Origin of the sequence: Butyrivibrio sp. LC3010, from assembly GCF_000424385.1 — a bacterium.
In the GTDB taxonomy this organism is placed as follows: Bacteria; Bacillota; Clostridia; order Lachnospirales; family Lachnospiraceae; genus Butyrivibrio.
In genome coordinates this window covers 150,144-172,044 of the sequence record NZ_AUJU01000003.1, presented here as the reverse complement: position 1 = coordinate 172,044, position 21,901 = coordinate 150,144, and the positions used below count along the sequence as shown (strand labels likewise).

The window sequence follows — 21,901 nt, the reverse complement described above, 5'->3', positions numbered from 1 at the left end:
ATTCTACAATGTACAGCTTTGACTCTAGAATCAGATATACGGAAACGGATATTGAACAATACCTGACCTTTGAATCACTCATCGATTATTTCCAGGATTGCTCAACCTTCCAGACTCAGGAGGGACCGGCTACAATAGAAGAGATGAGCAGAAAGGGACAGGCCTGGGTGATTAACAGCTGGCAGGTGGTGGTAAACAGACTGCCGAAACTTGGCGAAAGGGTTACCATAGGAACTGTGCCTTATGATCTGAAAGGCTTTATCGGACTTAGAAATTTTTATATGGATACTGATGAGGGAGAGCGGCTCTCAGTTGCAAACTCAGTGTGGTCACTGATAAATCTGGAAAAAGGAAGCCCTGCCAGAATAGACGATCTGGTAGTACAGACATACCCACTTGATGAAAAGCTTCCTATGGACTATGCACCAAGAAAAATTTCTGTTCCGGAGGGAGCTGCAATTTATGAGGCTGACAGGAAAAAGGTCGGTAAACATCACCTTGATTCCAATAATCATGTAAACAACGGACAGCATATAAGGATTGCTTTGCAGGCGTTTGGCCAGGTTGCGGAGAGGGAAGGAATTGATGCCTTGAAGGCCCTCTCAGTCAGTAGGGAAAATATTCAGATAAGGGCTGAGTACAGGCAGCAGGCGTATCTCGGGGACGAGATAAGCCCTGTGATATATGTAAAGGATAATGAATACACAGCTTTTCTGAATGACAGTAATAATAAACCATATTCAATAGTTGAAATAAAAAGGATAGAGAAATGTTAAGAATTGGAGAAAAACAGGAACTGATAATTATAAAGAAGGTAGATTTTGGTGTTTACCTTGCTGAAAAAGAGGGAAGTGATGATAAGGTGCTGCTTCCTAAAAAGCAGGTGCCGGAGGACGCCGGAATCGGTGATAAGCTCACGGTGTTCTTATATAAAGACTCTGATGACAGACTTATTGCTACCACAAGGACGCCTAAACTTATGCTTGGTCAGGTTAACATGCTTAAGGTTAACGATGTAGGTAAGATTGGCGCTTTCATGGACTGGGGCCTGGAAAAGGATGTTCTTTTGCCTTTCAGAGAGCAGACCAGAAAGGTTAAAAAAGATGAAAACGTGCTCTGTGCACTTTATGTTGATAAATCCGGAAGACTTGCGGTTACAATGAATGTTTACGAGTTTTTGCGTACAGATAGCCCTTATCACAAAGAAGACAGAGTACGCGGAACGGTTTACGAGACAAGCAGTAACTTTGGCCTGTTTGTGGCAGTTGATGACATCTTTTCAGCGCTTATTCCCAAGAAGGAACTCTATGGAGATATCAAGATTGGCGATGAGATAACTGCCAGAGTAATAGATGTAAGGGAAGATGGCAAGCTCACCCTGAGCGTTCGCGAAAAAGCATACCTGCAGATAGACTCTGATGCACAGATCATTCTTGAGAAGATGGAGAAAAACGGAAAAGTCCTTCCGTTTACCGATAAGGCAGATCCACAGCTTATCAGAGATGAAATGTCCATGAGTAAAAACGAATTCAAACGTGCTATAGGACACCTCTTAAAAGAAGGTAAGATCGAGATCGGTGAGAATGAGATTAGGATGATCTGAGTCTTCGGGGGGATATGTATAAGTACGGACTATGATAAATAGAACTTAAGATTTTGCTTTAACGCATAAAACAACCCCGCATATACTATGTAGCGTTTTCCGATTCGTTACTTATCTCATCGAAACGGAAAGAACTACATAATATATGCGGGGCATTTTATCCTGTAGAAATTCCGTTATATTTCCTACAGGATAAAAGCGCTCCGTTATGGATGCGCGCTCGCGCGAGAGGAAAATAGTTGCTAAAGCAACTGCGCTCGGCGAGCAAAGAGTCGCAAGAGGCTCTTTGATTTCATCAGAGTCTGATGTCGATTGTGCCACCCAGGTTCGGATTAACCGACCTTTCAAGAGCGGACACATCCATCATCTCCTCAATGGACTTTCCTGCTTCTGCCAGGGCATCAAGATTATTGGCCAGCATAGCTGTACCCCAATCTGACTGAACCTTACTGGCTGACAGGGCCATTGATAATTCGGGTATGTCCATAGGCACCTCCTTACTTACATCCACTTGTACATTTGATTAAATTTGTGGATTTCTATATCATATATCGGTAATTATCATGTAAAAATTTATTATATAAAATAAACAAAAAAATTGATTAAATTTGTGGATTTTTATGCATTTATCGAGTAGAATGGTATAAGAACAATGAAAAACTAATTGTGGGAGATTCACTATGATTTCAAATCAGATCCTTCAAAATACTATAGACGGTCTTAAAGGCATTGCCCACGTGGATTTATCCGTGCTCGATGTTGATGGCAACGAGGTAGCAGCCACAAGACCTGATTTTACCGATATGGGAGAGTCTGTCAGGGACTTCGTCAGATCACCTGCTGATTCACAGGAGGTACAGGGACATCAGTTCTTTAAGGTATATGACGAGCAGCAGCTTGAATATATTCTCATAGCTGCTGGAAGCGGCGAGAGCATTTATACTATAGGTAAGATGATAGCTTATCAGATACAGGGATTGCTTGTAGCTTACAAGGAGCGCTTTGATAAAGATAATTTCATCAAGAACCTGCTTCTTGACAACCTTCTCCTTGTGGACATATATAGTAGGGCGAAGAAACTGCATATTCCGGCTGATGCCAAGAGAGTAACAATGATTATCTCCGCTGATAAGATCCGTGAAAACAATGTGCTTGAACTTATACGCACACATGGTACAGGAAACGGCGGCGACTTTGTAACAGAAGTAGATGAGGATAACGTAATTGTTGTTAAGGACGTTTCCGAACTTGGAAGACCCGATGAGATTTCCAAGTCAGCAATTGAACTTCAGGAACATTTAGAGTCCATGGGAATAACCAATGTTCATATTGCAATAGGTACTGTTGTAGGCGAGATCAAGGAAGTCAGCCGTTCCTACAAGGAAGCGAAGATGGCACTTGATGTAGGAAGAATTTTCTTTGATGAGCGAAAGGTTATAAGCTATGGAGAGTTGGGAATCGGACGACTGATCTATCAGCTGCCCATTCCTCTTTGCAAGATGTTTATCCGTGAGATCTTCGGAGGAAGAAATCCCGATGGATTCGATCAGGAGACACTTACAACCATTGATAAATTCTTTGAGAACAACCTGAACGTGTCAGAAACTTCAAGACAGCTGTTTATCCATAGAAACACACTGGTATACAGACTTGATAAACTCCAGAAGAGCACAGGTCTTGATCTTAGAGTTTTTGATGATGCGATAACCTTTAAGATTGCGCTCATGGTAGTCAGATATATGAAGTATATGGAGCGCTATTGATACATACAGGCGGACCGGATAGGTGAGATTCACAGGCAAATATCCGGTCATTGTATATAATTGCTGCAATTTTGGGGTTGCAGTATTGCCATCGATAATTGATGCAAATATTTTCGGAGTAGCTCAGCAATCTCCGAAAACAAGATTTTTAATTAGGTAGTAGAGGAATTAGGTATGGAAAAAGTTAACAGAAGAAAGCGCAGAGCTGAAGCGGTGCCTGCCGATGATATAATCACGCTGGATAACGTGACAAAATCATATTCGACGGGTGCACCAGCTTTAAATGGAGTCACCCTTCATATAAAGAAGGGTGAATTTGTTTTTATAGTGGGAGACAGCGGATCGGGAAAATCCACGCTGATAAAGCTCCTTCTTAGAGAACTTGTACCTTCGGATGGAACAATAACCGTTATGGGTCAGGATCTTGGCAGAATGAGACACAGGAATATTCCTAAATTCAGAAGAAAACTCGGAATAGTTTTCCAGGATTTCAGACTTTTGAAGGACAGGAATGTATATGAGAATGTTGCCTTTGCCCAGAGAATAATCCAGAAATCCACCAGAGACATCAAGAAGAATGTACCGTCTGTGCTGGCTATGGTCGGACTTGCCGGAAAATATAAGAGTAAGGTTACTCAGCTTGCAGGCGGTGAGCAGCAGAGAGTTGCTCTTGCCAGAGCAATTGTTAATAAGCCGGAGATTCTTCTTGCGGATGAGCCCACCGGTAACCTTGATCCCAATAATACCTGGGAAATCATGAAGCTTATGGAGCAGATAAACCTTAATGGAACGACAGTTATTGTCGTTACCCATAACAGGGAGATCGTTAACGCCATGCACAAGCGCGTTATAACTATGAAAAAAGGCGTCGTGATTCACGACGAAGAAGAGGGTGAGTATCACGATGAGGATGAGTAGTTTTTTATATACTATAGGGCAGGGCTTTAAAAATCTGCGCCGAAACAGATGGTATACGCTTGCATCAATAGCGACAATAAGCGCCTGTCTGTTCTTGTTTGGAATATTTTATTCAGTAGTTACCAATTTTCAGCATGTGGTTAAGACAGCGGAGGAAGGTGTTTCAGTTACAGTATTCTTCAATGAAGGTACCACTGAGGACGTGATCCTTGCTACTAAATCACTTATAGAGAAAAGACCTGAGGTCAGCAAAGTTGATTACATTTCAGCCGCTGATGCCTGGGAGAGTTTCAAGACTGATTACCTTGGAGAGTATGCAGACGGATTTACTGAGAATCCTCTGGAGGATTCGGCTAACCTTCAGATTTATCTTAGCGATGTGTCAATGCAGCCTGCACTTGTTACATATCTTGAATCAATTGACACGGTAAGGACGGTCAACAGATCAGAGGTAACAGCCTCTACACTCAGCGGAATCAATAAGCTGATTGCTTATGTATCATTTGGAATTATTGCAATACTGTTTCTGGTGTCAATCTTCCTTATCAGCAATACGGTTACAATCGGTATTTCTGTAAGAAAAGAAGAGATAAATATCATGAAGTACATCGGTGCAACCGATTTCTTCGTCAGGGCTCCATTCGTGGTAGAGGGTATTATAATAGGAATTATCGGTTCACTGATTCCCCTTGTGATCATCTATTTTGTATATAACAGGGCAGCAGAATTTGTGGCATTAAGATTTTCAATGTTGAATTCAATATTGGATATACTTCCTGTAAGCCAGATTTTTGAAGCACTTACACCTATATCAATCATGATCGGTGTGGGTATTGGTTTCCTTGGAAGTGTTACAACAGTTCGTAAGCATTTGCACGTATAATCAGAGCATCATTTGGGGAGGCTGCTATTTTGAACGGCAGAGGATACGGAAAAAGAATAGTAGGAATTGCTATACTTCTGTGCCTGATTGCAGGCACAGTTTCTTTTAGTGCTAATTCTGTGAGAGCAGCGGTCACAGCAGATAGCATTAAGAAAAAAGAGGGACAGATATCAAGTGCTAAAAAGGAAAGAGACTCTATGAAAAGTTCGCTGACTGATCTTCAGTCGGTGAAGAAATCTTTGGAAAAAGAGAAATCTGACCTTAATACATATATAACAAAACTTGACGCTAATCTGGAGGATATTCAGAAAAAGATCGAAGACCTTACTGCAAAGATAGAGCAGAAGAAGCAGGATATCGAGGAGACAACGGCAGAGCTTGAAGAAGCCATTCGTGTGCAGAATGAGCAGTATGAAGCTATGAAGAAACGTATACGCTTTATGTATGAAAAAGGAAATGCGGTATATTATCAGCTTTTTGTTAATACAAGTACTTTTTCAGATATGCTTAATAAGGCGGAGTATATAGAAGAACTCTCAGCTTATGACAGGAAAAAGCTTGAGGAGTATATAGCTCACACAGAGCTGACAACACTGACAAAGGAAGCTCTTGAAGAGGAGAAGAAGACTCTTGATGAAGCTAAGGCTGATGTTGTTATAGAGGAAGGAAATCTTCAGAATCTTATAGCACAGAAAAATTCCGAGGTCAGCTCACTCACTAAGGATATCAAGGATAAAGAAACCGCAATCGCGGAATATGAGAAGCAGATTGCTGAAGAAAATGCCACGATTGCTGCTCTTGAGAAAGCGGTTGAAGCTGAAAAAGCTGAACTTGCTGCCCAGAATGCAAGAAAATACGATGGCGGCGTGTTCTCTTTTCCTTGCCCGTCATATTCCAGAATATCTGATGATTTTGGAATGAGAATGCATCCTACACTTGGTGTAAAAAAGATGCATAACGGGATAGATCTTGCTGCGCCAAGCGGTTCAGCCATACTTGCAGCATATGACGGAAAAGTTGTTGCTGCAGCTTATAATTCAACCATGGGAAATTATGTTATGATATCTCATGGAAGTGGATTGTATACAATTTACATGCATGCGTCCTCACTGAGCGTTTCCACAGGCGCTGAAGTGTCAAAAGGACAGAGAATAGCTTCGGTTGGTACAACCGGAAGATCTACAGGACCACATCTCCACTTTGGAGTAAGATTAAACGGTAATTATGTAAGTCCATGGAATTATCTGAAGTAATGGACTCCTTTGAAAGGAAGAACTATCATGGAAGAACCAAAAAACAACAAAATGGCGATGCTCTTTACAGGGCTGATTATGGGGGTTGCAGCTTCAGCACTGGCTGTGGCCGCTGGCTTTTTTATTATTAGTATAAAGGGCTTTGCGATTAGTCCGATAAAAGGTCAGACTAATGACTCCGCTATAAGCGAAGAAACAATCAATAAAGTCAAAGTGATAGAGGATACGATAGATACCTACTATTACAAGAAGGATGTTGACAGATCTGCTGAAGCTAATGCAATTTATAAAGGCGTTGTGGCATCTCTGGGAGATCCCTATTCGGAGTACTATACAACCAAAGAGTATGAGGATCTGATGTCAGACACTCAGGGCATTTATTACGGCATAGGTGCATATGTCAGCATGGATAAAGAGATGAATCTTCCGAGAATCACCGGAACAATCAAAGATTCACCAGCTGAAAAGGCCGGACTTAAGGCGAATGATGTAATTTACAAGGTTGCCGGAGAGACCGTTCAGGGACTTACTCTTACAGAAGTTGTGGGACTGATAAGAGGTGAGATCGGAACAAAGGTGGTGGTAACAATATATCGTGAGGGAGAATCTGATTACCTTGATTTTGAGGTTGAAAGAGACAAGGTTGAAGCCCAGACGATAAATACCACGGTGCTTGAGGATAACATAGGTTACATAGGAATCACAGAGTTTGATTCTGTTACTACAAGTCAGTTTATTGATGGTTTGCAGGAACTTAGGAGCAAAGACATTGAAGCTCTTATAATTGACCTTAGATCCAATCCCGGCGGAAGCCTTGCAGCAGTATGTGATATTGCAAGACAGCTTCTTCCTAAGGGCGACATAGTATATACAGTAGACAGAGGCGGTAACAGAGAAGATTACGAATGTGATGGAGAAAATGAAATAGACATCCCTATGGCGGTTCTTGTAAATGGATATTCTGCCAGTGCTTCCGAAATCCTGTCAGGTGCTATTAAGGACTACGGAAAAGGAACCATAATAGGGGAGACAACCTACGGAAAGGGAGTAGTACAGAGGATTTTCCCCTTCACAGATGGAACAGCGGTTAAGCTTACTATCAGTAATTACTTTACTCCTAACGGAAACGACATTAATGGTGTTGGAATAACTCCTGACATCGAGATACCTCTTGATAATGAAGCTTACTCCAAGGATGGCACAGACAACCAGCTTAATAAAGCGGTTGAAGTCCTTAAGGATGAGCTTGGAAAATCAGACAAAAAAACTGATAAGGCAGCGTGATAAAGATTTTCGAAGGTCCCTGGTGGATTTGAGTGAATCGCAACGGATTCGAGAATACATCATCAAGTACTCTACTTAAAGGGGCGTCGCTTTAGATGATTATATCATCTGGGCGATGCCCCTTGTGTTATGTGAAAGTATTTACTGACAGCCCAGCCTCGCAGATGAAAACAAACATTTCAGTTCAGATACATGAGGGGGCTGGCATCAAAAAGACTGTTACACAAAATGTAAAATATATGACTTTTTGTGGGCAAAAGCGGAAAAACAAGAATCTATGACTTTACAAAGTTGTTCTTATAGGGTATAGTCTTCATTGATTTTTATTCTGATTAAGAATTCGGATTCACCGGATTCAATTTCCATTAAATAATTTAATTGAAAGGAAGTGTGACTTTGGATTATTATGCGGCTTTTCTAAGAGAGCCGGGAGAAAAATTAAATAATGACGGACTTATGATAAAGGGTTTTCATACTGATAAAAATGATGATGTTGTCGTCATGGTGCTAAGTACTGATTACAGAAACGGAAAACTGAGTGATAAGGTAGTGAGGACTGCTGAAAAAATAGTTAATAAAAAGGCAGGAAAATGCAGGCAATTACTAAAAAAGCTCTTTCTTAAATACAGTAAAAGAGGCTTTTTTATATGGAGATATGACACGGATTTAACTATCCTGATTTTAAAGGGCATAAACTATTATGTGTTAAACAGTGGGAAAAACAAGGTCATGAGAGCGGGAAGGCTTTTGATAGAAGAAATAAGCAAGGAAAGTGCAGATTATTACTGCACCAAAGGGAGACTTTCAGAGGGAAGCACTCTCATTGCAGGAAATGAAGCCTTTTTTGAAAGGCAGATTGGAGCTGACATATATAAAAGGCTATGTCCGCAGATGTGCACCAGCCAGAATTCCATGCAGAAGAATATTGAATATTTAAGCGAGCTTCTATGGAGCAGAGGAGAAAAGCGGCCTGTATCAGCGGTGGCGGTATGTGTAAGATGAAGAGGTTTAGATCGCTTATTGGTTTTGGCAGAAGTATAGGTGATGTGGGGAGATTGGCATCAGCTACTTGCTGCGACGCAAGTATATGCGAAACGGAGAAAACAGTATCTGTCATCGGTAGCGGTGGTAATGCCAGGGTTTACAGGACAACTGCCATAAAGGGCAACCGGGAATGTGCAGTGAAAATTGCCAAAAAAGGAGAACTGTACAGAACACAGTTTGAAAATGAGAAAAGAATCCTGAAATATCTGGCAGCAAGCAATTGTAAAGTTTCGCCAAGGCTATATAGCGGAAGCGATAATGAAATTGTTATGGAGCTTATTTCCGGATACACATTGGATAAGCTTGATGTCAGAAGGTATTCGGAACTTGAGATAAAAGAGCTTTTTATGTGTCTTTGCGATGCTCTTTTGGAACTTCATGGTTTAAATCCGCCGGTGATACACAGGGACATAAAACCCTCTAATATAATGCTGGATGATAAAGGGAATATAAGGATTATTGACTATGGCACGGCTAAAATCCTTGAATGCTATGGGAAGGAGATACCGGGCGCTAAAAAAGAATGCGCAGGTGTCGGGACCAGAGGCTTTGCGGCTCCGGAACAGTACGGCGGATTTGACGAGGGCATCAGGACTGATATTTATCAACTGGGGCAGACCATGGAAAAATGCCTTAATGAAGTCGTGGTTTCCTCTAAGTTCAGGGAGAGTATGGATGTAATCATCCAAAGATGCAGCAGCACCTGCATTGGAGAAAGATATGCAGGGGCAGCAGATATTAAACTTGATATTTTAAGACTTAAGGCTGCCAAAAAAAGAAAGTGTTTTATTAAATTTTGTGAAAGTTTTCAGGAATGGAATCGAAAGAATCGCATAAATACCGAGAAAGAAGCCATTTTTATTGATATAGTAAGGACCTGTGATTCGATTGAGTTTTTATAAAGCATGTGATACAATTAAATGATTGAATCGAAAATATGTTCGGACAACAGCAGAGGTAATCGTATGGATCATTTTGAACTTAAATCTGAATACAAACCGACAGGTGATCAGCCTCAGGCTATAGAAGCATTAGTGGAGGGGTTTAAGAAGGGAAACCAGTTCGAAACTCTTCAGGGAGTTACCGGCTCAGGTAAAACCTTTGCAATGGCAAATGTAATTCAGGCACTGAATAAACCCACTCTTGTTATCAGTCATAATAAGACTCTTGCAGGACAGCTATATGGTGAGTTTAAGGAGTTTTTCCCTAATAACGCCGTAGAGTACTTTGTGTCCTATTACGATTACTATCAGCCTGAAGCCTATGTACCTCAGACGGATACCTACATTGCCAAGGATTCTGCCATCAACGATGAGATAGATAAACTAAGGCTATCTGCTACAGCCTCCCTTACTGAGAGACGGGATGTTATCGTTGTTGCCAGTGTGTCATGTATATACGGACTTGGTAGCCCGGATGAATTCAAGGGAATGTCAATTTCTCTGCGACCGGGAATGGAGAGGAGAAGGGATCAGATACTTAAGGATCTGGTTGCCATCCAGTATACAAGAAATGACCTTGACATAAACAGATGTAACTTCCGCGTAAGAGGCGATACAATTGAGATTTTCCCTGCACAGGCAGATGATTATCTCATAAGAGTTGAGCTTTTTGGAGACGAGATAGACAGAATATGCGAGGTTGAGCCTGTTACGGGAGTAATAAAAAATGAACTCAGTCACGTAATGATATATCCGGCCTCTCATTATGTTGTTCCTCAGGAAAAAATTAATCTTGCCTGCAAGAACATAGAAGCTGAGCTGGATGAGCAGGTAAAGTTTTTTAAGGGCGAGGATAAACTGATTGAAGCCCAGAGAATAGCAGAGCGTACTAACTTTGATGTGGAGATGATGCGTGAAACTGGTTTTTGCTCCGGCATTGAGAACTATTCAAGGCATCTTAATTTTGCAGAACCCGGTTCTCCACCGCTTACACTTATGGACTTCTTTGACGGTGAATTTCTGATAATTGTGGATGAGTCCCATATGACAATCCCTCAGATAGGAGCCATGTACCATGGAGACAGATCCAGAAAGACCACGCTGGTGGATTATGGATTCAGACTTCCTTCTGCACTTGATAACAGACCGCTTAATTTTGAGGAGTTTGAGACTCATATTGATCAGATGCTGTTCTGTTCCGCTACGCCGGGACCCTATGAAGCAGAGCACGAGCTTCTTAGGGCTGAGCAGATAATAAGACCTACAGGGCTCCTTGATCCGGAGATATCCGTGAGACCTGTTGAAGGACAGATAGATGACCTTATTACCGAGATCAACAAGGAGACAGCTAAAAAGAGTAAGGTGCTTGTAACTACTCTTACAAAGAAGATGGCTGAGGACCTGACTGAATATCTTGCAGAGACAGGCATTCGTGTAAAATACATGCATTCAGATATAGACACCCTTGAGAGAGCACAGATAATAAGGGACATGAGACTTGATGTATTTGATGTGCTTGTGGGAATCAACCTACTAAGAGAGGGCCTTGATATACCTGAAATATCTCTGGTTGCCATAATTGATGCAGATAAAGAAGGTTTCCTTCGCTCTGAGACATCGCTTATTCAGACCATCGGAAGAGCTGCGAGAAATGCTGATGGACACGTTATCATGTATGCGGATAACATGACTGATTCCATGAAGAACGCCATAGAGATAACGGAGCGCAGAAGGAAAATTCAGCAGGCTTATAATGAGGAGCACGGAATAACACCTCAGACCATAAGAAAGGCAGTTCGAGACCTTATAAGCGTAACCAAGGCTGTTGCAAAACAGGAGGTTCAGTTTGAGAAGGATCCCGAGTCCATGGATAGGAAAGAGCTTGAAAAGGTTATTAAGGATGTTGAGAAGCGCATGAAGCGGGCAGCTACGGAACTTGATTTCGAAACTGCAGCAATGCTGAGAGACCAGATGATAGATCTGAAGAAACATCTTTTGGAGGTAACCGGCGGAAAATGATAGATTCCTGTTTTTCCTTAGAAAAACGGGAATCGTATTGGACTAGGTCCTCGCAAAGCGAGGGGCGTGTCCTGCAAAGCAGGATTCTTGCGGGCTACATATACAACATGTGATGCTCGCGGGATATTTTACCGGAGTATATAGAATTCTTGAGGACGATAAAAATGGCTGAAAATTCACATATGATAAAAGAAAACACATCTGCAAAGCGAATATTATCGGATGACATCCATGACTACATCCGTGTTCGTGGCGCTAATGAACACAATCTTAAGCACGTAAAGGTAAATATACCAAGAGAGACCCTCACAGTATTTACGGGGCTCTCCGGTTCAGGTAAATCTTCCCTTGCCTTTGACACTATTTTTGCTGAGGGACAGAGACGATATATGGAATCTCTTTCTTCCTATGCGAGAATGTTTTTGGGACAGATGGATAAGCCTGATGTGGAAAAAATTGAAGGGCTGTCACCTACAATTTCAATCGATCAGAAATCCACCAACAGAAACCCCAGATCTACTGTCGGAACAGTTACAGAGATTTACGATCACTTCAGACTTTTATATGCAAGAATAGGAATTCCTCACTGCCCGAATTGCGGACGTGAGATAAGGAGACAGAGCGTTGATGAGATGGCTGATCAGATTCTCTCTCTTCCTTCAGGAACCAGGTTCCAGATTCTGGCACCGGTTGTCAGAGGACGTAAGGGTGAGCATGCCAAGGTTCTGGACAGAGCTAAAAGAGCAGGCTTTGTGCGTGTGAGAATAGATGACAGTCAGTATGACCTCTCAGAGGAGATCAAGCTCGATAAGAACATAAAGCACAATATCGAGATTATTGTCGACAGACTTGTTATCAGAGATGAGGTTGAGGAATTAAGAGGAAGACTTACAGATTCAATAGAGAGCGCTCTTAATCTTGCTGAGGGACTTTTGACAGTAGATGTCATAGATGGAAAGCCCATGAACTTTAGTCAGAGCTTTGCCTGTCCTGACTGCGGGATAAGTATATCCGAGATTGAGCCCAGAAGCTTTTCCTTCAATAATCCCTTCGGTGCCTGCCCTGAGTGTACAGGACTTGGCTATAAGATGGAATTCGACGAGGAGCTGATGATTCCTGATAAATCCCTATCCATAAATGATGGATGTTTTCAGGTAATGGGATGGCAGTCTTCTAATAAGGAAGGCAGCTTTACCAATGCAACTCTTAAGGCTCTTGCGAAGGAATACAAATTCAGCATGGATACTCCGTTTGAAAAGCTCAGTCCCAAGGTCAGACATATGCTTGTATACGGTGCTGACAGAGAAGTGACAGTGGCATATTCGGGACAGCGCGGAGAAGGAAGATATCCCATAAAGTTCGACGGACTTATAAAGAATGTGGAGCAGAGGTATCGCGAGACATTTTCTGAAAACCAGAAGGCAGAATATGAGCAGTATATGAGAATTACACCCTGCCCTGCATGTAAGGGACAGAGACTAAAGGCGGATTCTCTGGCTGTGACTATTGATGATAAAAATATATATGAGATAACATCAATTTCGATTGGAGAGCTTCATGAATATCTTGAAGGATTAAAGCTCACAAAGCAGCAGGAAATCATCGGAGCACAGGTACTTAAGGAAATCAGAGCAAGAGTAGGCTTCCTAATTGATGTTGGCCTTGATTATCTGTCATTGTCCAGAGCTACAGGTACACTATCTGGCGGTGAAGCACAGCGTATAAGACTTGCAACCCAGATCGGGTCAGGTCTCTGCGGAGTGTGCTATATCCTTGACGAGCCGAGTATCGGACTTCATCAGAGAGATAATGATAAGCTTCTTAATACCCTTAAAAACTTAAGAGACCTGGGTAATACACTTATCGTGGTTGAACATGACGAGGATACTATGAGAGCTGCGGATTACATAGTGGATGTGGGGCCGGGAGCAGGCTCCCATGGTGGTGAGATTGTGGCAGCAGGAACCGCCGAGGAGATAATGAAGGTAAAGGAATCCATAACCGGACAATATCTCTCAGGAAAGCTTAAAATTGCGGTTCCGGACCACAGAAGACAGCCCACAGGATGGATAAAGGTAAAAGGAGCTCAGGAGAACAACCTTAAAAATATTGATGTTGAATTCCCTCTTGGAGTATTAACCATAGTAACCGGTGTCTCCGGTTCGGGAAAGAGCTCTCTCGTAAATGAGATACTTTACAAGCATCTTGAGAGAGACCTTAACAGGGCAAGATGTATTCCCGGAAAGCACAAGGGAATAGAAGGAATTGAGCAGCTTGATAAGGTAATTGCTATTGACCAGTCTCCCATCGGAAGAACACCCAGATCCAATCCTGCTACATATACAGGCGTATTTGACATGATAAGAGATCTTTTTGCAGGTACTCCTGATGCCAAGACAAGGGGCTATAAGAAGGGCAGATTTTCCTTTAATGTAAAGGGCGGAAGATGCGAAGCCTGCGGCGGAGATGGCATAATAAAGATCGAAATGCACTTCCTGCCGGATGTCTATGTTCCCTGTGAAGTCTGCGGCGGAAAACGTTATAACAGAGAGACGCTGGAAGTCAGATACAAGGGCAAGAACATATATGATGTTCTTGATATGACAGTTGAAGAAGCTCTGCCGTTTTTTGAAAACATCAAGACAATAAAAAGAAAGATAAAGACTCTTTATGATGTGGGACTTGGCTACGTCAAGCTGGGACAGCCCTCAACAGAGCTATCCGGAGGAGAGGCACAGAGAATAAAGCTTGCCACAGAGCTTTCAAGGGCAAGTACCGGAAAAACAATCTATATTCTTGATGAGCCTACTACAGGACTTCATTTTGCGGATGTGCAAAAGCTCGTTAAGATCCTTCATGAACTTGTTGATGCCGGGAATACTGTAATTGTGATAGAACACAACCTGGATGTCATAAAAACCGGGGATTATATCATTGATATGGGACCTGAAGGCGGCTCCGGCGGTGGTACGGTTGTGGCAAAGGGAACACCTGAAGAGGTGGCAAAATGTAAGAAATCTTACACAGGTAAGTACATCAAAAAAATGTTGGAAAAAAAATAAATATTTCTTGATAAAAAGTATAAAGTTTTTATAAAGTTCTGCCGATAAACCTATAGACAAGTGTAGAGCCAATTAAAAAATTGTGATTTGATGTTTCAAATATTGCCCTATTGGTTTATAATGCTTAATGAATTATATCTTTAAATAATTATTGTGAGCGACTATGCGCTCTTAGCCTTATTTCCAGAAAGGGGTAATAGATTTCATGCAGTATACAGATATTGGAATTGACTTAGGTACAGCCAGCATCCTGGTTTACATCCGTGGTAAGGGTGTAGTTTTGAAGGAGCCTTCAGTTGTGGCTTATGACAGGGATACTGAGAAGATCAAGGCAATCGGTGAGGATGCGAGACTTATGCTTGGTCGTACGCCAGGTAATATTGTTGCTGTAAGACCGCTTAGACAGGGTGTTATTTCAGATTACAAAGTCACAGAGCAGATGATGAAGTACTTCATCACCAAGGCTATTGGACACAGAACCTTCCGTAAGCCGCTCATAGCAGTTTGTGTACCGAGTGGAGTTACAGAAGTTGAAAGAAAAGCAGTTGAAGATGCTACTTTAATGGCAGGTGCAAGAGATGTCCGTATTATCGAGGAGCCTATTGCTGCAGCCATTGGAGCAGGTATAGATATTACAAAGCCTTGCGGTAACATGATTGTTGATATAGGTGGTGGTACATCTGATATCGCTGTTATCTCACTTGGCGGAACAGTTGTAAGTACATCAGTTAAGATTGCAGGCGATGACTTTGATGAAGCAATCGTAAGATATATGCGTAAAAAGCATAATCTTCTTATCGGTGAGAGAACTGCAGAAGATATCAAGATCAAGATTGGCGCAGCTTATCCCAGAGCTGAGGCTGATTATATGGATGTCAGAGGACGTAACCTGGTTACAGGTCTTCCTAAGACAGTTAAGGTTTCATCTGAGGAGACAGAAGAGGCTCTTCGTGAGACTACAGCTCAGATCGTAGAAGCTATCCACGGAGTTTTGGAGAAGACCCCTCCGGAACTTGCTGCTGATATCGCTGACAGAGGAATTGTCCTTACAGGTGGCGGAAGCCTTCTTCGCGGACTGGATGACCTCATTGCTTCCAAGACAGGTATCAATACTGTTACGGCTGATGATCCGATGACGGCTGTTGCTATCGGAACAGGAAGATATGTAGAGTTCCTTGCAGGTTATCGCGAAGTATAAAATAAATAAATAGGGGACGGTATATGGTTAAAGGTCTGTACACTGCATACACAGGTATGGTAAACGAACAAAAACGCATGGATATCGAGACAAATAATCTCGCCAATGTGAATTCTACCGGTTTCAAGGAGGAACGTTCGGTAAGCCAGTCATTCCGTGATCTTCTGGCATTGAAGATTAAGGACTATTCTGATGCGCCTTGGACTGCCAGGAGACTTGGCCTTATGAATCCGGGAGTTAAGCTCGCCGGAACCTATACTAACTTCGAACAGGGAGGGCTCAGACAAACAGGTCAGACCTTTGATCTTGCTCTTAATAACGGGCTTCCCAATGTAGATGACAACTCTGTTAATGACAACATGACAGCGGGCGGTAATGCCTTTTTTGCAACGTCTTACGCATCAGATGATCCTGATGGCGGCGGACAACTTATCAAATATACCAGAGACGGTAATTTTACCCTTACGCTTGATGGCTACCTAGTCACAAGTGAGGGTAATAATGTCCTGGATGTCAACAATAATCCCATTCAGATAGATCCGAATATAGATACTACAATAAATCAGGACGGTACTATAGTCCAGGATTTGAACGTGGTTTCAACCATACAGGTTGCAAGATTTGACAATCCTCAATTTTTGCAGAGATATCAGGATAATGCTTTCATTATCGGTGAGGGTGGTGCTCAGGTGGTTTCGACCACGGCGGCAGAAGCTAATGCCACTGTTAATCAGGGATATCTCGAAGCTTCAAACGTAAGTGTGGTTGATGAGATGGTTAACATAATTACCATACAGAGACAGTATGATACCAATTCCAAGGCTCTGCAGGCTGAGGAGGACACATTGGATATAGCAGTTAACCAGCTTGGAAAAGTTCAGTAAGGACTATTAATCTTATAGAGTGAATAGCCGATATATTAATTGGCAGATTATAGACTATTGGATTTCTTTGGAAATTCGATATTCGTATTGGAGCAGTTTCTTGAAAAACGCAGGATTCTTGAAGGCTTTTCCATATTGCATTTAAGAAGTCGTTGTTTTTACAACTGCACGGCTAGGAGGTATTTTATGGTAAGAAGCTTATGGACAGCAGCATCCGGAATGAATGCACAACAGACGAATGTAGACACCATAGCAAATAATCTGGCTAACGTTAACTCTGCAGGCTACAAGGCACAGAGTGCAAAATTTAAATCATTGCTTTATCAGGAGCTTAAGACCAAGACGGTTCAGACTACCGGATCACCGGTTAATTCAGATGTAGGTCTTGGTGTAAGAGTTTCCTCGATTAATTCGTTCTTTACTCAAGGAAACCTTCAGGACAATGATTCAAGCTCAGCATTTGCGATACAGGGAGATGGCTTCTTTGCTTACTCAACTGATGCGCAGAACCTTGATCCCACTAATATAAGGTTTACCAGAAACGGTAACTTTGTATGGGCTCTTACAGATCAGAACACTCTGGAACTTACAACCTCTGAAGGTAATCCGGTAATCGGTGTTGATGGCAATCCGCTCATTGTAAATGATGAGACTATCAAGGCATCAGATATCACCTGTGATACAGAGGGCAATCTGTACTACCTTGATGCAAACCAGGTAAGACAGGATATCGGAACAATCGCACTGTTCCAGTTCAGGAATGCTGAAGGTCTTGAGAGAGTTGGAGATACAAGCTTTATGGCTACTATGGCAAGTGGAGATCCGCTTCCTGAAGCAACAACACCCGGAATCAAGCGAAGCCAGGTTGTTCAGGGATATCTCGAAGGCTCAAATGTAAGTGTTGCTACGGAGATGGTTAATCTGATTGTTGCGCAGAGAGCTTACGAGATGAATTCAACAGCTATCACCACAACGGATGAGATGATGCAGACAGCAAACCAGCTTAAGAGATAATTAGTGTGAGATGATCCTGTTTTATAAGGCTTTGAGGAATATGAATTTGTCTTATAAATTGTGGATTTCACAGGATTTTCGCAAGGGGAAACAGCATGGCTATAGATATGAATTCAATGAATGTGTCCGGAATATCGCAATTTGCTGCAAGTCAGGCTTCATCTGAAAAGGCAAATCAGGCGGCATCAAAAGCCAGGAATGCCAAAACTGATGAAGATCAGGCAAAAGCCGATAAAGAGCTTATGGATGCCTGCAAGCAGTTTGAAGCATATTTTATGGAACAGATTTATAAAGGATATGAGAAGACGGCAAAAGTATTCAGCAAGGACGAATCGAAATCCATGGGTACCCTTGTTGACTACTTCAAAGATATGACAATTCAGGATATAGCTGCCACGGGGGCAGATACACAGAGCAATGGTTTTGCTCAGATGCTTTATGAGAACATGAAGCGCAATTATGATTTATAAAATGTAATCAAAGTCCCTCTTTTTATTACAAAAGAGGGATTTTCTATGTCTGTACGTGGTAGGATTAGTAGAATACGTTAATCGAAAACAATTTTGGTGACGGTTTTCACATCACTAAAGGGAAAACTGCAGACAGGAAATACATTTGTTTATAGATGAGGAGTAACATGGAAGTTAAGGGATATATAGATCATTTTATATATAGAAGCCCGGACAGAACCTATGGAGTAATGGTTCTGATATCAGATGGAGAAGAAATCACCTGCGTCGGAAGTTTTATTGATGTGGATGAGGGTGACACTCTGGAAATTTCCGGAGACATGACTAATCATCCGGTCTACGGCGAACAGATAAAGGTCAGCAGTTATAAAATTGCAGCCCCTGATGATGTGGAGTCCATGGAGAGGTATCTGGGCTCAGGCGCCATCAAGGGAATTGGCGAGACCATGGCAAGGCGCATTGTGAAAAAATTCGGCAAGGATACCTTCAGGATAATTGAAGATGAGCCTGAAAGACTTGCGGAGATAAAGGGAATAAGCGAGAGAAAAGCGAGAGATATAGCTATTCAGCTCACTGATAAAAGGGAGATGCGCGATGCCTTTGTTTTTATGGCGGGATATGGGATATCCAGTACCATGTCAGTGAGAATATATGAAAAATACGGCGCACAGGTATACAGGATTTTAAAGGAAAATCCTTATAAACTTGCAGATGATATTGAAGGGATAGGCTTTAAGACCGCAGATGAGATTGCTGCAAAGGTCGGCATAAGCGTGGACTCAGAGTTCAGAATAAGAAGCGGAATAATGTATGTCCTTCTGGAATCTGCCGCAGATGGAAACAGCTATCTTCCAAAGGACGAGCTTTTAAGAAAAAGCAAGGAACTTCTGGGTGTTGATGAAAAGAATATTGAGGTCATGATGGACAACCTCATGGCTGAGAGAAAGCTTATATACCGAGGAGAAAACGAAGTATATGCAGCTTCCTACTTCTATGAGGAGCAGGCGATAGCTGTGATGCTAAATGAGCTTAATCTTCAGGTCTCTCATGAGAGTGAGGAGTCACTTATAAAAAGAATAAAGAAGATTGAGGAAAGGCGCCAAATTGAACTTGATGATCTTCAGAGAAAAGCAGCAGCGGCTAGTGCTGTTAACGGAGTGGTCATTGTAACGGGAGGTCCCGGTACAGGTAAGACCACAACCATCAACACAATAATCGAATATTATGCCGAGGAGCAGATGGAGATACTTCTTGCAGCTCCCACCGGAAGAGCTGCCAAGAGAATGACGGAAGCAACAGGCTATGAAGCATCCACTCTCCACAGATTACTTGGAGTCGGTGGAGGAATCTCAGATGATTCTGGAGAAAAGTCCAGAATCCATTTTGAGAAAAATGCAGATAATCCCCTGGAGGCAGACGCGATAATAATAGATGAGATGTCCATGGTTGATATGCATCTTTTTGCAGCGCTTTTAAAAGCAGTGCTTCCAGGAACCCATCTTATCCTTGTGGGTGACAGCTCCCAGCTTCCAAGCGTCGGACCTGGGCAGGTATTGCATGATCTTATAGCAAGCGGAGCCTATACGACAATTACCCTTCAGAAAATTTTCAGGCAGGCGAAGGAGAGCGATATTGTCATGAATGCCCATCATATCAAGGATGGTGAGGAGATAAAGCTGGACAATAAGAGCAAGGATTTCTTTTTTCTGAAAAGAGATAATGCCGATGTGATCTACAAGCATATGATCGAGCTTATAAGGGACAAGCTTCCGGGATATGTTAAGGCATCAAGCAGTGACATACAGGTGCTGACCCCTATGAAGAGAGGGCCTCTGGGGGCGCAGACCTTAAATACTATACTACAGAGATATTTAAATCCTGCGGATGACAACAAGAAAGAATATGTTCATGGGGACAGAATCATAAGAGTCGGTGACAGAGTGATGCAAATACACAACAACTATCAGGCTGAGTGGGAAGTTCAGGGAAAACATGGCATCACTGTGGAAAAGGGGCTTGGAATATTCAACGGTGATATGGGAGTTGTAAAAGAGATAAACACTGTGATGAAGGAGCTTGTAGTGGAATTCGATGAAGGAAGAAGAGTTGTTTATCCTTTTTCTGATCTGGATGATCTTGAGCATGCGTATGCCATTACTATACATAAGTCTCAGGGATCGGAGTATCCTGCAGTGATACTTCCACTTCTGGGAGGACCAAGGATGCTCCTTAACAGAAATCTTTTGTATACTGCCGTTACCAGAGCACAGAAATGTGTTGTGGTTCTTGGAAACAGGGAAACTATCGATATCATGATAGAAAACGAAGAGCAGCTTAAAAGATATACCGGTCTTATGGACAGAATCCGGGAGGTTGCAGTTGCAGGTTAAGGAATTTTTTGATCATGCAATATCCATCCTCTATCCCAGAAGATGTCCTGTATGTGATGGAATCGTAGCGGCAAAAGAAGGACTCATACACAATAAATGTAAAAAAATCATAAAATTTGCCGGAACAGTAACATGTTTAAAGTGCGGTAAGCCGATTAAAAATAGAGAAGAAGAGTTCTGCAGTGACTGCAGAAAGACGAAACATTATTTTGACAGAGGATTCGGTGTATTCAGATACAGAACCATATCCGGCTCAATATACAGGTTCAAGTATTCCGGGCGAAAGGAGTACGCAGATTTTTATGCTAAAGCCACCGGTGAGTATCTTGGAGACTTGATAAAGGGACTGAAGGCAGATGCTATAATACCTGTTCCAATGTACCGAAGAAAGCAGAGGATAAGAGGCTATAATCAGGCAGAGGTATTTGCTGATGCCCTTGGAGATGAGCTTGGAATTCCTGTCAGAAATGATGTTGTATCAAGGAACAGAAACACGGTTCCGATGAAGGTTCTTTCCGCATCACAAAGACGCTCAAATTTGAAAAAAGCTTTTAATATAAGCAGAAATGATGTAAAATTTAAATGTATAATCCTTGTTGATGACATTTACACGACCGGCAGTACTATAGATGAGCTAGCCAGGGAATTTCGTAGACATGGGGTAAATAGGATATTCTTTGTGACGCTTGCAATTGGCCAGGTGGTGTGAAAATAAGCACTGCAAAAGTAGGAGGCAATCATGAGTAATGTTCGTAATTGTTCAAGATGTGGCAAGATGTTCAACTATATCGCAGGTGATGTTCTCTGCGAGAACTGCAAGAAATCAATTGAGGAGAAATTCCAGCAGGTAAAGAAGTATATCCAGGATAATCCCGGCTCAGGACTTAAACAGATATCCGATGAGTGCGAAGTTAGTACCAAGCAGCTCAAGAAGTGGATCCTGGAAGAGAGACTTATGTTCACAGAACAGTCTCCGATTCAGATTACCTGTGAGAATTGTGGTGAACGTATACAAACGGGGAGATTATGCGCAAAGTGCAAGGCAACTGTTACCAATGCGCTCAGTGACACTGTCAAGAAGCGCCAGGAGGCACTTGCAGCTGAGATTGCCAAGAAACAGGCAGCACAGAAATCGGATCAGAAATCCGGTATGAAATTTCTTAGGACATGATGAA

At 42.1% G+C, this 21,901-nt stretch carries 19 protein-coding genes; 18 read left to right on the top strand and 1 reads right to left on the bottom strand.

What is annotated here, in order from left to right; translation table 11 throughout:
- The first annotated feature begins 8 nt into the window (after positions 1–8).
- Both G622_RS0103735 and G622_RS0103730 read left to right on the top strand, forming a co-directional pair.
- Positions 9–776, top strand: coding sequence for an acyl-[acyl-carrier-protein] thioesterase (locus G622_RS0103735; RefSeq protein ID WP_026509577.1), 768 nt, complete (start codon positions 9–11; stop codon positions 774–776).
- Positions 770–1,603, top strand: coding sequence for a CvfB family protein (locus tag G622_RS0103730; protein WP_026509576.1), 834 nt, complete (start codon positions 770–772; stop codon positions 1,601–1,603). The genes G622_RS0103735 and G622_RS0103730 overlap by 7 nt, the downstream gene beginning before the upstream one ends.
- Positions 1,604–1,898: 295 nt before the next feature.
- On the opposite strand, the gene G622_RS0103725 is transcribed toward G622_RS0103730, so the two are convergent.
- Positions 1,899–2,090, bottom strand: coding sequence for a YjfB family protein (locus G622_RS0103725; RefSeq protein ID WP_026509575.1), 192 nt, complete (start codon positions 2,088–2,090; stop codon positions 1,899–1,901).
- Between the two features lie 193 nt (positions 2,091–2,283).
- Between G622_RS0103725 and G622_RS0103720 the strand changes: the two genes are divergently transcribed.
- The 16 genes from G622_RS0103720 (at position 2,284) to G622_RS0103640 (ending at position 21,897) form a co-directional block, all read left to right on the top strand.
- A complete protein-coding gene (locus G622_RS0103720) occupies positions 2,284–3,366 on the top strand; it encodes a PucR family transcriptional regulator (protein ID WP_026509574.1) in 1,083 nt (360 codons plus the stop codon).
- 228 nt (positions 3,367–3,594) lie between these two features.
- The gene (gene ftsE, locus G622_RS0103715; RefSeq protein ID WP_026509573.1) at positions 3,595–4,284 is read left to right on the top strand and encodes a cell division ATP-binding protein FtsE; all 690 of its coding nucleotides are present in this window, start codon (positions 3,595–3,597) and stop codon (positions 4,282–4,284) included.
- Positions 4,271–5,167 (top strand): permease-like cell division protein FtsX, encoded by an 897-nt coding sequence (gene ftsX / locus G622_RS0103710; RefSeq protein WP_026509572.1) that lies wholly within the window; start codon positions 4,271–4,273, stop codon positions 5,165–5,167. The genes ftsE and ftsX overlap by 14 nt, the downstream gene beginning before the upstream one ends.
- A gap of 29 nt (positions 5,168–5,196) precedes the next feature.
- Positions 5,197–6,420 carry a murein hydrolase activator EnvC family protein gene (locus G622_RS0103705; RefSeq protein ID WP_049945663.1) on the top strand — a complete coding sequence of 408 codons (1,224 nt, stop codon included), beginning with the start codon at positions 5,197–5,199 and terminating at the stop codon, positions 6,418–6,420.
- Between the two features lie 27 nt (positions 6,421–6,447).
- Positions 6,448–7,704 carry a S41 family peptidase gene (locus tag G622_RS0103700; RefSeq protein ID WP_081675167.1) on the top strand — a complete coding sequence of 419 codons (1,257 nt, stop codon included), beginning with the start codon at positions 6,448–6,450 and terminating at the stop codon, positions 7,702–7,704.
- Between the two features lie 396 nt (positions 7,705–8,100).
- Positions 8,101–8,706, top strand: a complete 606-nt coding sequence (locus G622_RS0103690) for a hypothetical protein (protein WP_026509568.1) — start codon at positions 8,101–8,103, stop codon at positions 8,704–8,706.
- The gene (locus G622_RS0103685; RefSeq protein WP_196814171.1) at positions 8,703–9,650 is read left to right on the top strand and encodes a serine/threonine protein kinase; all 948 of its coding nucleotides are present in this window, start codon (positions 8,703–8,705) and stop codon (positions 9,648–9,650) included. Before G622_RS0103690 ends, G622_RS0103685 begins: the two co-directional genes overlap by 4 nt.
- A gap of 63 nt (positions 9,651–9,713) precedes the next feature.
- Positions 9,714–11,708 carry an excinuclease ABC subunit UvrB gene (uvrB, locus tag G622_RS0103680; RefSeq protein ID WP_026509566.1) on the top strand — a complete coding sequence of 665 codons (1,995 nt, stop codon included), beginning with the start codon at positions 9,714–9,716 and terminating at the stop codon, positions 11,706–11,708.
- Between the two features lie 182 nt (positions 11,709–11,890).
- Positions 11,891–14,770, top strand: a complete 2,880-nt coding sequence (uvrA, locus tag G622_RS0103675) for an excinuclease ABC subunit UvrA (RefSeq protein WP_044913886.1) — start codon at positions 11,891–11,893, stop codon at positions 14,768–14,770.
- Positions 14,771–14,975: 205 nt separating this feature from the next.
- Positions 14,976–15,968: a rod shape-determining protein gene (locus G622_RS0103670; protein WP_026509564.1), complete on the top strand. Its 993-nt coding sequence runs from the start codon at positions 14,976–14,978 to the stop codon at positions 15,966–15,968.
- Positions 15,969–15,991: 23 nt separating this feature from the next.
- Positions 15,992–16,852 carry a flagellar hook-basal body protein gene (locus tag G622_RS0103665; protein ID WP_026509563.1) on the top strand — a complete coding sequence of 287 codons (861 nt, stop codon included), beginning with the start codon at positions 15,992–15,994 and terminating at the stop codon, positions 16,850–16,852.
- A 186-nt stretch (positions 16,853–17,038) separates the two neighbouring features.
- Positions 17,039–17,866 carry a flagellar hook-basal body protein gene (locus G622_RS0103660; protein ID WP_026509562.1) on the top strand — a complete coding sequence of 276 codons (828 nt, stop codon included), beginning with the start codon at positions 17,039–17,041 and terminating at the stop codon, positions 17,864–17,866.
- Between the two features lie 95 nt (positions 17,867–17,961).
- Complete coding sequence (locus G622_RS0103655; protein WP_026509561.1) at positions 17,962–18,336, top strand: hypothetical protein; 375 nt, start codon at positions 17,962–17,964, stop codon at positions 18,334–18,336.
- 167 nt (positions 18,337–18,503) lie between these two features.
- The gene (gene recD2 / locus G622_RS0103650; protein WP_026509560.1) at positions 18,504–20,726 is read left to right on the top strand and encodes an SF1B family DNA helicase RecD2; all 2,223 of its coding nucleotides are present in this window, start codon (positions 18,504–18,506) and stop codon (positions 20,724–20,726) included.
- On the top strand, positions 20,716–21,435 hold the full coding sequence (locus G622_RS0103645) for a ComF family protein (protein WP_026509559.1): 720 nt from the start codon (positions 20,716–20,718) through the stop codon (positions 21,433–21,435). The genes recD2 and G622_RS0103645 overlap by 11 nt, the downstream gene beginning before the upstream one ends.
- Positions 21,436–21,465: 30 nt before the next feature.
- A complete protein-coding gene (locus G622_RS0103640; RefSeq protein ID WP_026509558.1) occupies positions 21,466–21,897 on the top strand; it encodes a flagellar protein in 432 nt (143 codons plus the stop codon).
- Positions 21,898–21,901: the final 4 nt, after the last annotated feature.